This is a genomic window from Bacillus sp. COPE52, from assembly GCF_003355115.1.
Taxonomy (GTDB): domain Bacteria; phylum Bacillota; class Bacilli; order Bacillales; family Bacillaceae_G; genus Bacillus_A; species Bacillus_A toyonensis.
This window is the reverse complement of the sequence record NZ_CP031292.1, coordinates 2,639,666-2,654,855: the sequence shown is the minus strand read 5'-3', so window position 1 is coordinate 2,654,855 and position 15,190 is coordinate 2,639,666. Positions and strand designations below refer to the sequence as shown.

The 15,190-nt window shown below is 31.7% G+C and carries 18 protein-coding genes and 2 pseudogenes; 14 read left to right on the top strand and 6 right to left on the bottom strand.

Annotation, left to right across the window (positions count from 1 at the left end; translation table 11 throughout):
* Positions 1–140 precede the first annotated feature (140 nt).
* The 3 genes from DPQ31_RS13185 to DPQ31_RS13175 all read left to right on the top strand — a co-directional run bounded on the left by DPQ31_RS13185 (position 141) and on the right by DPQ31_RS13175 (position 1,888).
* Positions 141–713 carry a YybS family protein gene (locus tag DPQ31_RS13185; RefSeq protein WP_208732024.1) on the top strand — a complete coding sequence of 191 codons (573 nt, stop codon included), beginning with the start codon at positions 141–143 and terminating at the stop codon, positions 711–713.
* A gap of 153 nt (positions 714–866) precedes the next feature.
* Complete coding sequence (locus tag DPQ31_RS13180; RefSeq protein ID WP_000185950.1) at positions 867–1,430, top strand: GNAT family N-acetyltransferase; 564 nt, start codon at positions 867–869, stop codon at positions 1,428–1,430.
* A gap of 77 nt (positions 1,431–1,507) precedes the next feature.
* Positions 1,508–1,888, top strand: coding sequence for a nucleotide excision repair endonuclease (locus DPQ31_RS13175; RefSeq protein WP_001048938.1), 381 nt, complete (start codon positions 1,508–1,510; stop codon positions 1,886–1,888).
* Positions 1,889–1,946: 58 nt separating this feature from the next.
* On the opposite strand, the gene DPQ31_RS13170 is transcribed toward DPQ31_RS13175, so the two are convergent.
* Positions 1,947–2,153 (bottom strand): hypothetical protein, encoded by a 207-nt coding sequence (locus DPQ31_RS13170; protein WP_208732023.1) that lies wholly within the window; start codon positions 2,151–2,153, stop codon positions 1,947–1,949.
* Between the two features lie 132 nt (positions 2,154–2,285).
* Here DPQ31_RS13170 and DPQ31_RS13165 point away from each other — a divergent pair, with 132 nt between their 5' ends.
* The 5 genes from DPQ31_RS13165 (at position 2,286) to DPQ31_RS13145 (ending at position 6,073) form a co-directional block, all read left to right on the top strand.
* Positions 2,286–3,065, top strand: a complete 780-nt coding sequence (locus DPQ31_RS13165) for an undecaprenyl-diphosphate phosphatase (protein ID WP_199631649.1) — start codon at positions 2,286–2,288, stop codon at positions 3,063–3,065.
* 81 nt (positions 3,066–3,146) lie between these two features.
* Positions 3,147–4,469 carry an NAD(P)/FAD-dependent oxidoreductase gene (locus tag DPQ31_RS13160; protein ID WP_208732022.1) on the top strand — a complete coding sequence of 441 codons (1,323 nt, stop codon included), beginning with the start codon at positions 3,147–3,149 and terminating at the stop codon, positions 4,467–4,469.
* A 63-nt stretch (positions 4,470–4,532) separates the two neighbouring features.
* Positions 4,533–5,060 (top strand): GNAT family N-acetyltransferase, encoded by a 528-nt coding sequence (locus tag DPQ31_RS13155; RefSeq protein ID WP_208732021.1) that lies wholly within the window; start codon positions 4,533–4,535, stop codon positions 5,058–5,060.
* Positions 5,061–5,076: 16 nt separating this feature from the next.
* Positions 5,077–5,598 carry a YfiT family bacillithiol transferase gene (locus tag DPQ31_RS13150; RefSeq protein ID WP_000999060.1) on the top strand — a complete coding sequence of 174 codons (522 nt, stop codon included), beginning with the start codon at positions 5,077–5,079 and terminating at the stop codon, positions 5,596–5,598.
* Position 5,599: 1 nt separating this feature from the next.
* Entirely contained in the window at positions 5,600–6,073 is a 474-nt protein-coding gene (locus DPQ31_RS13145; RefSeq protein ID WP_001021459.1) for a GNAT family N-acetyltransferase, read from the top strand.
* A 119-nt stretch (positions 6,074–6,192) separates the two neighbouring features.
* Here DPQ31_RS13145 and DPQ31_RS13140 read toward each other — a convergent pair whose 3' ends face one another.
* A complete protein-coding gene (locus DPQ31_RS13140) occupies positions 6,193–6,570 on the bottom strand; it encodes a PH domain-containing protein (RefSeq protein ID WP_000522466.1) in 378 nt (125 codons plus the stop codon).
* A gap of 179 nt (positions 6,571–6,749) precedes the next feature.
* Between DPQ31_RS13140 and DPQ31_RS13135 the strand changes: the two genes are divergently transcribed.
* The 5 genes and pseudogenes from DPQ31_RS13135 to DPQ31_RS13120 all read left to right on the top strand — a co-directional run bounded on the left by DPQ31_RS13135 (position 6,750) and on the right by DPQ31_RS13120 (position 10,192).
* Complete coding sequence (locus DPQ31_RS13135; RefSeq protein WP_208732020.1) at positions 6,750–7,601, top strand: patatin-like phospholipase family protein; 852 nt, start codon at positions 6,750–6,752, stop codon at positions 7,599–7,601.
* Between the two features lie 12 nt (positions 7,602–7,613).
* A complete protein-coding gene (locus DPQ31_RS13130; protein WP_000765930.1) occupies positions 7,614–7,985 on the top strand; it encodes a YxiJ-like family protein in 372 nt (123 codons plus the stop codon).
* 143 nt (positions 7,986–8,128) lie between these two features.
* Positions 8,129–8,869, top strand: a pseudogene (locus DPQ31_RS29350) (alpha/beta hydrolase); the annotation flags it as partial.
* 21 nt (positions 8,870–8,890) lie between these two features.
* On the top strand, positions 8,891–9,298 hold the full coding sequence (locus DPQ31_RS29345) for a DnaJ family domain-containing protein (RefSeq protein WP_001070918.1): 408 nt from the start codon (positions 8,891–8,893) through the stop codon (positions 9,296–9,298).
* 78 nt (positions 9,299–9,376) lie between these two features.
* Positions 9,377–10,192, top strand: coding sequence for a YwqG family protein (locus DPQ31_RS13120; protein ID WP_097958633.1), 816 nt, complete (start codon positions 9,377–9,379; stop codon positions 10,190–10,192).
* Between the two features lie 697 nt (positions 10,193–10,889).
* On the opposite strand, the pseudogene DPQ31_RS13115 reads toward DPQ31_RS13120, so the two are convergent.
* Positions 10,890–11,283 (bottom strand): annotated as a pseudogene (locus tag DPQ31_RS13115) (RidA family protein).
* 53 nt (positions 11,284–11,336) lie between these two features.
* Positions 11,337–12,110, bottom strand: a complete 774-nt coding sequence (locus DPQ31_RS13110; RefSeq protein ID WP_199633459.1) for an LAGLIDADG family homing endonuclease — start codon at positions 12,108–12,110, stop codon at positions 11,337–11,339.
* Positions 12,111–12,406: 296 nt separating this feature from the next.
* Between DPQ31_RS13110 and DPQ31_RS13105 the strand changes: the two genes are divergently transcribed.
* Positions 12,407–13,369, top strand: a complete 963-nt coding sequence (locus DPQ31_RS13105) for an MBL fold metallo-hydrolase (RefSeq protein ID WP_098001112.1) — start codon at positions 12,407–12,409, stop codon at positions 13,367–13,369.
* Positions 13,370–13,518: 149 nt separating this feature from the next.
* Here the strand turns inward: DPQ31_RS13105 and DPQ31_RS13100 are convergent, their stop codons facing one another.
* Together DPQ31_RS13100 and dnaN are read right to left on the bottom strand one after the other, a co-directional pair.
* Complete coding sequence (locus tag DPQ31_RS13100) at positions 13,519–14,031, bottom strand: NUDIX hydrolase (protein WP_097958630.1); 513 nt, start codon at positions 14,029–14,031, stop codon at positions 13,519–13,521.
* A gap of 22 nt (positions 14,032–14,053) precedes the next feature.
* Entirely contained in the window at positions 14,054–15,184 is a 1,131-nt protein-coding gene (dnaN, locus tag DPQ31_RS13095; protein WP_208732019.1) for a DNA polymerase III subunit beta, read from the bottom strand.
* Positions 15,185–15,190 lie beyond the last annotated feature (6 nt).

The window sequence follows — 15,190 nt, the reverse complement described above, 5'->3', positions numbered from 1 at the left end:
CTGTCGTCTCCCTAAAAATACTACTATGAATAAATGACTCCTGGATAGTGAGTCATAACCAGGCAGAAAGTAACACATAAACAAAAAGTGTATGAATAATATAGAAAGTGATTAATGAGGTATCTTTAGGGGGTATTTTGATGAATCGGTTTGTACGTTATTGGTATCGACTGATGATAGAGCATGACGCGAACTTTGTTCATAAAAGAAAGTTGTCCCTTGTAAATAAGTTAGCAATGACAGCTTTAATGAGCGCATTGGCCACCATGTTTCAAGTAGCTGGGAACTTAATTCCTGGTATAGGATTACTCATTAGTCCATTTGCGACGTTACCTATTTTCTTTGCTATTTGTTATTCTATTCGTGAGGGAATACTTTCTTATGTTCTAACTATTTTTCTATTATTTATTATTCAACCAAGCGAACTATTTGTTTTCCCTTTTACTACTGGCTTATTAGGTATAGCGTTAGGAGTATCCTTTTCAAGATTAAGGAGGAGAATATGGGTTGTTTCCTTTTCTGCGATATGCCTACTTATAGGTATTATGATCATTCTCGATATTTTCCGTTTTCCAGTACTTGGCCCTACTGTTCATACAACTTTAGACATAAAAATTATTTTATCAATCTTTGTACTGAGCTTTCTTTACTGCTGGATCTATGCAGGTTTTTGTAGAATAATATTGAATAGAGTATATAAAGTATTGTATTAATCATGTCATATAATAGTTTTAGACGAATATATGTTGTGATGATATATAAATTCAAAAAGAAGCAATTCACATGATAAAGTTATTGTTTAACACCAAAATACATCTACAATATAAGCTGTTCTCGTATATTTTCATAGATTGGAGAATTCATTCATGACTAACGTTGCGATTAGAAGGCCGAATTTGGATGATTTAGAGGAACTTCACTTGTTTTTCCGTATAGTTATTACGGATACATATAAAAATGAAGGATTATCACAATTATTGGATGACATAGAAAATGAAATTAACTCGAAAAAGCAATATTTAAAAGATGATTTTGATAGTAATGGAGAAAATCGTTACTTTTTATTAGCGATAGATACAAATAACGATAAAATGATTGGAACAATTGAAATTGGTCCAGCAAGTACATTGATTACTAGTTGTACAGGCGGTGTACTTAAGGATTTGTATGAAATAGGAACTGTATTTATACTTCCTGAGTATCAAAGAAAGGGTATAGGGAGTTTACTATTACATGCAATGCATCTTACATTACTTAGCAGAGGAATAACAGAATACTGTTTAGATAGTGGATACAAAAAAGCACAAAGTATATGGACAAAGAAGTTTGGAGAACCTAGTTATGTACTGAAGGATTATTGGGGAAAATCAAGTGATCATATGATTTGGAAGAAGAGTTTACATGATACACCTATAATATTTGAATTATAAAATGAAATATGCCTCTGGACATAGCTTTTCTTACGTATGTATGCTATTATTTATCTTTATAATAAAAGAGGACGTGAATGAACTTGATTAAAATTAATATTCCTGAAGCTGATGTTTCAATTACTGAACGTAAACAAGTTATTAAAGGAGACGAGGCAATCATTACTCCAATTAATGGTTTTATCGATTTCCACTTGTTCCCTAGAGATAAAGGCGGCATTTTTATGTTTTACAATATTAATGACGAACTGCTTTTCGTAGGTAAAGCTCGTAAAATTAGACAACGTATTAAAAAACACTTTGAAGACAATGTTTCACCAATTAAAAATCATCGTGACGAAGTATACCGTATTGATGCATGTATCGTAGAAGATCCAACAGAAAGAGAAATTTACGAAACATATATCATTAATGAATACAAAGCAAAATATAACGTTGATAAAGTATTCTATAAATAAGCAACATAAACGAAAAACAATCCTAGCATTTATACTGGGATTGTTTTTTTATTTAGCTTTATTCTTCATTTCTTTCTCCTTTTTTAAAATAATTAGCAGCAATTAAACAGAAAACCCCTATAAATAAAATTATTATTCCGAGCGTTTTATGTTTTCCTTCAAAGAAAGGAATGTCTGAAATAACATTAGTCATACATAATCCTAAAAACACAAGGATAGGTCCCAACCAAAGTAATACATTGCCGAATTTTGTGTGCCTCCACATATTAACCCACCTCGACTCTCTTTACATATATATCCATAATTTAAAAGTAAATTCTTAGAGAAATATAGTTTTTTTCATATCGAAAATTTAACCTTCATATATTGGAACAAGCAAACGAGAAAGGAGACCATCATGAATTGGTTAGAAGCATTTATTTTAGGTATAATTCAAGGGTTAACAGAGTTTTTACCGATTAGTAGTACAGGGCACCTTTATTTAGGACGGCATTTGTTTCAATTAGATGAAGCGGGATTGTTTTTAGATACGACGCTGCATATTGGGACTTTGCTTGCCGTGTTTATTTATTACAAAAAAGAATTTATATATTTAATGAAAAATCCATTTTCAAAGCTTATGTTATTACTTATCGTTGGGACGATACCTGCGGTTGTAATCGGTTTATTATTTAAAGACTTCTTTGAAGATATTTCAAAAACAGGCATTACCATCGGTTGGGAGTTTTTAGTGACAGGTTTCTTTCTATATATGGCCGATAAACAAAAGGATGGTCGTAAAAAAATGGACGACATTACATATAAAGATGCATTTATCATTGGTTCATTTCAAGCGGCTGCTATTTTCCCGGCAATTTCTCGCTCTGGAATGACGATTGTCGCTGCTTTATGGAGAAAACTAGACCGTGAAACAGCAGCATACTTTTCTTTTTTATTATCTACGCCAGCAATAGTCGGAGCAATCATCTTGCAATTTATAGATGTTTTTCAAGGGAAAGCAGAATCTATTTCTAGTACATCATTAATTGTCGGAACGTTATCAGCAGCTTTCTTTGGTTACATAGCAGTTTCATGGATAATTCAATATTTAAAACGTCATTCCTTAAAAGTATTCGCGTATTACGTATGGGGATTAGGTATTTTAATTTTAACGTTGCAATTTACTCATGTATTTTAATTATAATGATAAAGAAGCAATGTAATTAAGGTCCTGTTTCATTTATACACGACAGGATCTCTTTTTATTAAGGGGGAGAATATGTTTAATAAGGCTATTGTTATTGGTGGAAGTATGGCGGGAAAGTTTGCAGCAAAGGCATTATCAACTTCTTTTAAAGAAGTAATCATTTTAGAAGTCGGTGACAAATGGGATGGAAAAGCTTCAAGAAAAAGAGTTCCACAAAGCGATCATCCTCACGTGTTATTAAAAGGTGGAGAAAAAGCAATTGAAGAATTGTTTCCTACTATTACGAATGAATTAATAAAAGCGGGCAGTATTATAAATAACTTTACGCGTGATTTGAAATGGCATCAATTTGGTCTATGGAAACAACCATTCATAGGGGAAGTTCATATGATTCAACAAAGTCGTCCTTTATTAGAATGGCATATTCAAAAACGAATTAATCAAATTTCAAATATTACTATTACATATAAAACATTAGTTAATGGGTTATTAGTAGATGGGAAGCTTAACAAAGTGTGTGGAGTAAAAGTTAAATATTTAGAGACAGGCATGCAAGAAGAAGTTCATGCAGATATTGTAATTGATGCAAGTGGATTTGGCTCAAAAAGTATGGAGTGGCTACGAGAATACGAAATTGAAGTACAAGAAGAGAAAGTTCGTATCGATTTATTTTACGCAACAAAAATGTTCCAACTTAAAGAAAATGAGGAGTTAGACTGTTGTAATATGCTAATGTCTCCGAGTTTCCCTGAAAACCCTTATGGCGTTCTTATTCAAACGATTGAAGATAATCGTTATTTTGTTACTTTCAGTGGATACGCAAATGAGAAAGCACCACAAACAGATGATGAGTTTTATGATTTTGCTGAAAACCTATCAATTTCTAATGTTACAGACTTCCTAAACAAGGCTGAGGGAATTACTGATATAAAGACATACAAAATTCCCTATCAAGTACGCCGGCGATTTGATTTAGTTAACAATGTACCAGAAGGGTTGTTAGTAGTTGGAGATGCACAATGTCGTTTTGATCCTGTTTTCGGTCAAGGTGTTTCAGTTGCTGCTATGGAAGCTCACCAATTGCAATTACTTTTGCAAAGTAGAAAACAGCTCGATAAAACATTTACACAACAATTTTATAAAAAGACAGCTGACATAATAGAAATCCCTTGGGATATGACAACAACGGAAATATCACGTCACCCGCAGCTAAAGAGAGAATTAACTACGAAACAAAAATTTCAGCTATGGTATACGAAACAAATATATCGACTTTCCGCAAGTGATTCTGATGTTTATATTCGGTTAGTACGAGTGATGAATTTAATTCGTAGTCCATTTCACCTTTTTCATCCGAAAGTGCTACTAGCTGTATTACTTAATCGAAAGAAATAGCAGGAATATAATTGATTAAAAAAGAATGTATAACAGTTAGTAAATCAAGAAGGAGAATACGGGATGGAAATATACATAGAGCAACTAAAAAAACAAGATGCTGCGGATTTATTTACATTTGAACTTACGAATAAATCTTTTTTTGAAACGATGGTACCAAATCGTGGTTCGCAATATTTCGATTTTGAATATTTTCAAAAACTATTAGACGATTTATTAATAGAACAGGCAGATGGAAGTTCTTATTTTTATTTAATTCGTAATGAAGAAAAAGAAATTGTAGGACGAATTAACTTAGTAAATATAGATACCGAAACTCGAATCAGTTCGTTAGGTTATCGAGTCGGAGAAAAATTCACTAAAAAAGGAGTTGCAACAGCAGCTGTAAAATTAATTTTAGACGTAGCGAAAAATAATGAAATTAAGGAGGTTCATGCTAAAACAACGACTAATAATCTTGCATCACAAATTGTACTAGAAAAAAGCGGATTTTCTTTTAAAAATGAAGCAGATACAACTTCTGTAGACTTAAACGGAGAACGTGTAAATTTTGTACATTATATTTGCAGAACTACTTCGTGTTCAAAATAATAGGGGGGACTTATTCATGAATGATTTACGATATCCAATTGGCCAATTTACATACAAGCGTCCTATTACTGAGGAAATGATTGATAAATGGATTCAAGAAATTGAGGATGTACCTACTGATTTAGCAAAGGCAATTAAAGATTTAGATCAGAAGCAGTTAGACACACCGTATCGCGTTGGTGGATGGACAGTTCGTCAAGTTGTTCATCACGTTGTTGATAGCCATATGAATAGTTACATACGCTTTAAATTAGCACTAACAGAAAAGAATCCAACTATTAAACCGTATAAAGAAGAAAAATGGGCAGAATTACCAGATTCGAAACTACCTGTAGATGTTTCACTAGTAATGCTAGATTCATTACATAAAAGATGGGTTAACCTTTTATATTCATTAGAACCTACTGATTTAGAAAAGACATTTAATCATCCTGAATCTGGTGAAACAAAGCTGGCTGTTGCAATTGGACTATACGCATGGCACGGTCGTCATCATACAGCTCATATTACTTCATTAAGAAAGCGTCTAGATTGGTAAGATGAATATTATACTAAAAAGAGCAACTGAGAAAGATGCACTGGACATATTTACAATGCAAATTACATCATTTTATCCGTTATTAGAGAAGTATCAAGACTATGAGACGAGTCCAGCAAATGAGCCGATTCAACGAACGATGACAAGAATAAAATACCCAAATGGTGGATTTTATAAAATTATAGTAGATGGTCAGTTTGTTGGGGCAATGTGTATATATCATAAAGAAAAAACAAATCAATTTTGGATAAGTCCTATGTTCATACATCCAGAGTTTCAAGGAAACGGAATTGCTCAAAAAGTATTATTATTAATTGAGGAGATGTTTCCTGAAGCGATGAGTTGGGAACTTGCTACTATTTTAGAAGAAGAGAGAAATTGTTTTTTATATGAAAAGATAGGTTATAAAAGAACAGAAGTTATAAAGAAATTAAATGATAAAGCTACACTTATTTATTACAAAAAAGAAAGGTAAAGCATTAGAAGTACGCTTTACCTTTTTATGTTAATAGAGATTAAATATACAAAAATATTGTATATACTTCCAAAATATTCGGGTTAGTAATTTCATAAATGAATAAAAATACAAAATAACTATTTTGTCGTATATATTACTAACGCTTTTTGAATGCTTAAAATACTATCGTCACCTTTAAATTCTTTTGCAATTGGATCATCCATACTAGACACCCAAATTTTAAGCTCTGCATCTAAATCAAAATGCCCAGCTGTTTCAATGCTAAATTGTGTAATACTTTTATAAGGAATAGAATGATACTCTGTTTTTTTACCTGATATTCCTTGTTTATCTACTAAAATAAGACGACGATTTGTAAATACGATTAAATCGCGAATTAATTTATAAGCATGCTCAACTTTCTCATCGTCTAGCATAATCTTCTCTAAATCACGTTCTACACTTTCTGTACTCGCATTCGATGCATTTCCTAAAATACCGCTAAATAAGCCCATATGAAATTCCTCCTTTAATATATGTGGGATGTGTTACTTATATTGTACCATGCTACTTACTAAGAAATTATGACATTACTTTAGTAGTTTCTGGTTATTGTTGCAATTCAATTATATAACCTCATCTTAAAATCTTGTGCTAATATGTAAGTAAGAAAAAAGGAGTAGAGGGATATAGCATGAAGAATATTGGTTTAGTATTAGAGGGCGGAGGAATGAAAGGTTTATATACTGCAGGAGTACTCGAATATTTCATGGAACAAAACTTATTCTTTCCGTATGTAGTCGGTGTATCTGCTGGAGCGTGTATGGGAGCAACCTATTTGTCACGTCAAAAAGGAAGGAATAAGAAAGTAAATACAGAGCTAGTAGCAGATCACAGATATATATCTTATCGAAATTTAATCCGAAAACGTGAATTATTTGGTATGGATTTTCTATTTGACGAAGTACCAAACAAGATTGTACCTTTTGATTTTCAAACTTTCCTACATTCAAATGAACAGTTTGTAATTGGAACGACCGATTGCGATTCAGGACAGGCTGTTTATTATAATAAAAAGGAACATGGAAATGATATTTTAAAAATCATTCGTGCATCAAGCTCTGTACCGTTTATAGCACCTGCTGTAGAATATGATAATCGAAAATTGTTAGATGGAGGAATTATAGATCCTGTACCAATTTTGAAAGCGCAAAATGATGGTTATGAAAAGAATGTTGTTATTATGACAAAACCAGAAGGATATGAGAAGCAGCGAAATAAATTTTCTGGCCTGGCTAAAATTTTATATAGAAAATATCCGAAAATCGCAGAGACTTTAGTAGAGCATTATCGTTTTTATAATGAGACGATATCTTATATGAATCAAAAAGAACAAAAAGAAAATTTTTATGTTATTCAGCCTAGCGTACAACTTCCTATAAGCGGAATAGAAAGAAATAAGGAAAAGCTTGTTAATCTATATAATCTTGGGTATATCGATGCTCAATATCACTATGAAAACTTATTAAATTGGATAGAGAGATAAAGGAGTGGGTATTTGAAGTTAGGAAAACAAGTTATGTTTAATGAATTGCAAAAAATGCATAGTCCTCTATATAAACCATTTCCGAATTGTGACATTCAAAAAATACGGAAAGATTATAAAAATATGTTCACAGAAGATGATTGTATAAGCGCTGATTTAAATTATTATTGGATGCATACAGCAGGGACTTTGAGTTACGTACTTAATGAAAACGAAAAGGAGATTTCGTTTGAGCAAATAAAGTGGCTGAGAAAATCATTTTTCGAATGGTTTCCGCAATATCGTTCTATAGAAACAGAAATTGTGAAGTATCCCGTTTTGTATAGAGATTTCATGAATTATGAGAAAGCGCGAAAACTATTACTATATTATCTTACTGAATAAAAATTAAAACGTACAAGTTATGCTGCTTGTGCGTTTTTTTTTCATAAAAAATACAATTTTAATACCTTGTTTATATAGGGATTCTAATACGAAGAAAGAAGTACATATAGAATGATGTAAGGGAGGGAGAGGCGCTTAGATACCGTTTTCCTTTAATCCATTATCCATCTGGAAAAATTGAAACATATTCTTTTCATAGTTCAATTTTAAATAACACACGTAAAATTCATATTTATACGCCTCATGATTATTCTCACACTTCACATCTTCAAGAACTTCTCATTGTGTTTGATGGGAATTCTTTCGTTAATAACCTTTCAATCACAAGAACACTTAATTATTTAATATACGAAAAAGAAATCCCATCTTGTATTGCTGTTGCTATAGAACCAGTTGATCGACTAGAAGAGCTAACTTATAACGATAAAATGAATGCATTTTTAACGGAGGAATTACTTTCGTGGATTCACGCTAAGTATCGTGTGCATCAAGAAGCGAAACATACAACAATTGCCGGTTTCAGTCTTGGTGGCTTAGCAGCTTTTTATGCAGCGCTTCAAAATCCACATGTTTTCGGAAACGTGTTGTCAATGTCTGGATCCGTGCATTGGAAAAAGGATGGTTATGAAAATCAAATTCCTTGGACTGAAAATCAAATTTCATCTATAGATTTCAATACGAGTCAACCTCATTTTTACATAGCAGCAGGAGAACTTGAAAACAAACCTCTTTTAACAGCTAATAGACGCCTGTATAAAGCTTTAAAAGAAAAAGGATACCAAATTACTTATGAAGAGTTTCAAGGCGGTCATGACGGTGTTTGGTGGCGAGAAAAGTTATTTGATGGGTTGAAAGCATTAAAACCTACAAAAACGCTACTATAAAATATAAAAGGGAGAAATTTTATGAATCAAGAAGAACTAGATAAAAAACTAAAAAAGCAAGAGATTTTAGTAAAAGATGAGAAAGTTTGGTCCTATACGTATGAGGATCATATTAGTTCTATCGTTAAAGAAGCAGAAAAGAAAGGGTCTTTTGATAATTTGCCAGGTAAAGGGAAACCTCTAAATCTAGATAAAGATCTTTCGTATAATCCTGAAAAACAACTGTATAGAACTTTGAAAAATAATCATGTTTTACCTAGGTGGATTGAGCTTTCAAAGGAAATTGATGATTTAAAAGAAAGGCTAAAAGAAACTACAAATACTGCAGAAGCAGCGGATTTAATTCGAACTATTAATAAAAAGGTTTTAGAACATAATCTACTTTGTCCACCAAGTGCGCAAAAAACGAGGATGAAAACGGACTTTTAACAATTTTCAATGAAGCTATCTCTTACTATATAATTAAGTAAGGCATTTTCAATTCATTATTAAAGGGAGGCAAATGTGATGAAGAATACGTATCAACTTCAAATTCCGAAAGAACTAGAACAGTATCGTAGTATTTTAGAAGAAAGTGTGAAACCGTATGTTAAAGTTTCTGGAACATTAGCAGAGACAACTCTTTTTGAGAGTAAGTTTGGTGGTCATCCGTATTTACCTATAGATCAAGAGTATCCTAAAGACTCAAATGGGCAACCGATGATGCTACTTGCTCAATTAAACTTTGAAGAAATGCCTCATATTGAATATATGCCTCAAAATGGTATGTTACAGTTTTTCGTAAGTGCTGATGATGAGCTTTTTGGAGCAGATTTTGATCATCCAACTGACCAAAAAGACTTTCGAATTATGTATCATTCTACAATTACAGAAGATTTAACTAAGGTTATTACTGATTTCAGTTATTTAAACACTTTAGATTCAGAGGATTTTATCATACCTCAAGCAGCAAAACTAAAGTTTGAATTGAATTATCAACCAGTAACATCTAGAGATTATCGATTTGAAATGATTTTTAACGATAACATTGATTGGGAAGAAATCGTTGATAAAGAAAACAATACAGAATTAGGCGAACTGTATGATGATTTATGCGAAGATCAAGGGCATAAAATTGGTGGTTATCCATTTTTTACACAGACAGATCCAAGAGAATGGCAAGAAAAATACAAACAGCATGATGTGTTATTGCTGCAAATCGATACAGACGACTCATTAAATATTATGTGGGGAGATTCTGGTGTTGCTAATTTCTTTATAAAGAAAGATGATTTGTTAAATCTAGATTTTTCCAATGTTATTTACAATTGGGATTGCTACTAAAAAGATATATATAATCTAATAGCAAGTAAAAAAATCTTCCTGAAGGTGAGGAGGATTTTTTTATGTTACAAATAAACGTTATGTTAACTAGCGTATAGAACAATAAGCGCATTAAAAGTCAAGCGTAAATGATAGAAATAACAACAAATAAAGTAAAGCTGTAAAACGTGTGTAAATAGCAATAAATTGAATAAGTAAAACATAAAATAAAATTATTAATTTATATTTTGTATAGAAATAATTTTTATGCAGAAAAATTTCTTGTCGATTAAAAATGATTTGGATTCGTTAAATCTTAAGCAATTATTGATTAGGATTTGCTGTGATGGATTTATAGCAACATAAACAATAAAAACTGCAAAAATGCGTTTAGATACGATTTTATGTGAATCTCACTGAAAATCTCTGTTTCGTCTCATTAAGTATAGTTTACTTGGTTTTTGATACCTGATATTACTTTGTTTCTATAACTGCCTATAATATATATTATGTCAACTAATAAAAAGTAATAAACTTATTAAATATTAGTATTATTTTTTTATACTCCCCTTTTCTTTGTTTGTACGTGATTGATTAGTTCGTTACTTTTAAATCAGTGCAATTTGTTTGACTTTGCATTTATAATTTATATGTTCTTGAAAATGCTTTTTAATTAAAGAACAAGTTGCTTTGAGAATGATTAATATATGTTTATTTATTAGTTTGCTACAGCAATTGCTTCGATTTCAATTACTAATTCGTCGTGAATTAGTTTGTTAACTTCTACAGCTGAACTTGCTGGTGGATTGCTTGTATTGATATACTGATCACATATTTCTCTATCTATCGCCATTTTTGAAATGACTGTTAGAAAAAATGTTAATTTTATAACCTCATTAAAGTTTAATCCGGAAGATTCAAAAGTAGTCTTTATATTTTCAAATACTTGTCTTATTTGTAAACTTAAATCGTTAATTCCAACTATTCGACCATCAGTATTTATAGCGATTTTTCCAGATATATACGGTCCGTTTGGTGTTGCTAACCTCGACTATATGTGAATATCCAAAAGTGGCTGGCATCGTTTCTGGATTCAAAAATTTCTTTTGCAATAAACAATCTTCTAATATGTTATATCATAAAAGAATTCTTACTTATTAGTATATTATTCTTCTTTTTGCTGAAAAATAGTGTATTTACGCTCTAAATACAATCCTTTATCTTTATAAATCCACTTTGAAAATTTATTAACATTTTCTTTACCACTAAGGTATATGCGATATTGTTTTACTTTGTCAACAAAACTCAATTGGAATTTATTATTCTCAAGTATACCTTTAAAAGAATTCATAAAATTATATGATCCACCAACGAAGCTAACAAAGTATTTATGAGAGTTTACATGTCCATCCCCATCAAAATACCCACGAACAAAATGATGTAAATATTCTTCTGGTACAAAAGGAAATTCGATGTTACATGATTTACACGGCATGATTCCGTGTATGTTCATAATGTCGTCTTTTATTGTTTTACTATTAATGTTTAGCATATATACGCCAGTTTTTTTATTTTGGTAAAGTGGCTGGTTTGTGTTTAGTTCTTTTTTAATATCTTCTAAAATGTCACTTTCTTTTTGTGAGATACTGACACATTGGTTTTCTTTTTGGATTACACCATCTGCTGCTATAAACCCTAAAATATAAGCCATGTTATTTGACCACGTTTTAAAATAATCTTCTATTATGTCATACTTTCTCCTCCAGCTCCCTATAGCGCGCCTAGGAACGTTGTTGTCTGTTAGAACCATACGAATATACCTTGCAGACACATTAGCAAGCATAGCAATTTCTGAGGTACTCTTCCCTTCTGCATACAGCTGGATGATTTCAGATTTTGATAGTTTACATTTTGACTTCTTTTTTCTCTCTATTTGCATCTACATCCTCTCCTTCCTATTGTTCATTAGAGACATATTCTCTTCTATAACATACAATGGAACATATGTTCTCGGATTCTTATAAGAGGAATTTTACTAAATTAAAATAATTTACATTTACTTCATATTAGTTTTATCTGCTGCTGAATAAATTCTATTTTATATATACGAATAATGAATTTGACGAATTTATGAAATGTACTGCATGTAAGATGAAAGGTAAAATGATATAGTTTAAAATACAAATAGCTACAATAACAACATACGTATATTGTTAAACGTAAAAAGGAGAACCAATGAATAAGAAATATACAAATCAAATTCATACTGATATGAGTTTTAAACCGAAAGATATTATAGGTTTAATGACGGATTATTTTAAAATGAAATCAAAGCTGCGTCCTATAAAGGATTTACCTATCGTTTTATCAAATAAAGACGATGAATCTTTAGAGAGTGTTACATGGTTTGGCCATTCTGCGTCTCTTTTAAAAGTAGAAGGTAAAAAGCTGTTATTAGATCCTATGCTTGGTGATGCATCTTCTCCATTTCCTATTTTTAATAGTAAGCGGTATAGTGGTGTGTTTTCTTTAGAACGTGAAGACCTTCAAGAAATTGATGCGATTATCATTTCACATAATCACTATGACCACTTAAATTATAAAAGTATTATGGAGTTAAAAGATCGTACAAAGCATTTTTACGTTCCGACGGGAGTTGCACAATATCTTATTAAATGGGGTGTTTCACCTAGTAAGATTAGTGAGCATAAATGGTGGGATGAAATTACGTTTGATACTATTAAGTTAGTATGCGCTCCTGCAAGACATTTCTCTGGACGAAGTATGACAGATAGAGATCGTTCGTTATGGTGTTCATGGCTTATTCTTGGTCAAGAAACTAAAGTCTTCTTTAGTGGTGATAGCGGATATGCTCCTCACTTTAAAGAAATTGGTGATAAATACGGTCCATTTGATCTTACTTTAATGGAATGCGGGCAATATGATACACGTTGGTCTGCTATTCATATGTTGCCAGAAGAGACGGTACAAGCTCATATTGACGTTAAAGGAGAATTACTACTTCCGATTCATTGGGGTGCTTTTACATTAGCGTTGCATGAATGGAGCGATCCAATTGAACGCGTTACGAAAGAAGCAAAACGTTTAGGAGTTACAGTTGCAACGCCACAAATTGGTGAATCAATTACATTAAAATCTACAAACTATCTTTCATCAACTTGGTGGCGCGAAGTTTAATTGTATATGTAAAAAAGAGCGAACCTTTTTATAAGGGATTCGCTCTTTTTGTAATTAGGTTTCTTTGCATTTAAGCGCACCTATTAGTTAAAAATTATCCGCTCTTTTATGTTAAAAGATTTACTTCTTTAAAAATATTTCTTAAATAATTACATCTGCTTCTTCCTATTAAATTTGCTGTCCAACATAACCAATTCTTCATTCCTATAATCTATTAATTTATGATTAGATAATACAAAATTGTGCTCTAATATGAATTCATTATGAAGTACTTCAGGTAATAATTTAGGTAACATCTCTCCTACACCGTAATTATAGTCGCTTAATATCCAAGACACACTTTTCCAATCTAAAATCCCTTCGGATACTTTTTTAGGTGTATCATATGTAACTTCATTTTGTAGTTCTACCACATAAACATACATGCCACCAGAGTATGAAAAGTCTTCCCACTTAACAATTCCTTTAAATTGAATTTGATTTTGCTTAACATCTATATCAGTCTCTTCTTTTATTTCACGAATTGCACTTGCTAAAGGTGTTTCTCCCGGTTCTATCTTCCCTCCTACCCCGTTCCATAATCCTTTTACAGGGTCATATTCTCTATTTAGCATCAGTATTTCTTCATTTCTTTTTATAAAGCATAAAGTGTGCTTGTGCATAATGTAAGTCCTTCCTTTGTTCCTAATAAGCTCTTACTGGCGATATAAGATGTACTGCGGCAGTTTGCTCTCCTGCTTCGATTAATATCGGTCTCATTGAACCACCAAAACTTAAAGTAACCATTTCTTCTGTTATTGCCCTTAAAGCATCTACCATAAATCGTCCGTCGAAAGATATATTTAATTGTTTTTCACCTTGAATCGCATCTACTTGTTGTGTTTCAGCTATTTTACCAATCTGAGAAGCGTTAGAAGAAATTTTAATTGTGGATTCATTGATGATTTCTAAGTTGACGTTGTTATTTGCCCATTCACTTGCTAATAAGCTCGATCGATCTACACCTTGTAAAATCTTTTTTCTTTCTACGTTAATAACCGTTTGAAATTCATTTGGAATGAGATTAGATATATTAGGATATTTCCCTTCAATGAGTCTTGAATATAACGTAGTTGTTCCGAATGTAAAAATAACGTGACTGTCTGAAAGGTATATGTATACGAATTCCGTATGACTGTTCATTAATTTTAGAAGTTCACTAATGGTTGCGCTTGGTACGATACAATTTGCTTTCGCATCTGAAGAAATTAGCGTTTCACGTATAGCTAGTCTATGCGAGTCAGTAGCAGCGCAAACTAACTTATTATGATCTAACTCTATATGTACTCCGGTGAGAACAGGTCTGGATTCGTTTTTAGCTACTGCAAAGACAGTTTGTTTAAACACTTCAATCAATTGTTCTGTTTCTACTTGTATTTCTGCATGATCCTCTATAAGTGGTACATTCGGAAACTCATTTGCTGGAAGTCCATTTAAGTTTAATGTGATTTCTTCTGATTGTATCGTAATGATTTGTTCATTCTTACTTTTTATTACTATATCACTTGGCATTTTCTTTATAATTTCAATGAAATATTTTGCAGGTACAACAATAGATCCTGCTTGTAATATAGTTGCAATCTGTTCTTCTTCGATTGAATTAGGTATAAATTTTTTAATAAAAACATTCGAGTTACTTGCGATTAAAGTAATTCCAGATTGATCGGCTGTTATTTTGATACCAGATAATATAGGAATTAAAACTTTTGTAGATATAGCTTTACTTACTTCTGAAAGTGCTTGAGTGATATGTTTGTGATTAACGATAAACTCCATGTTTTT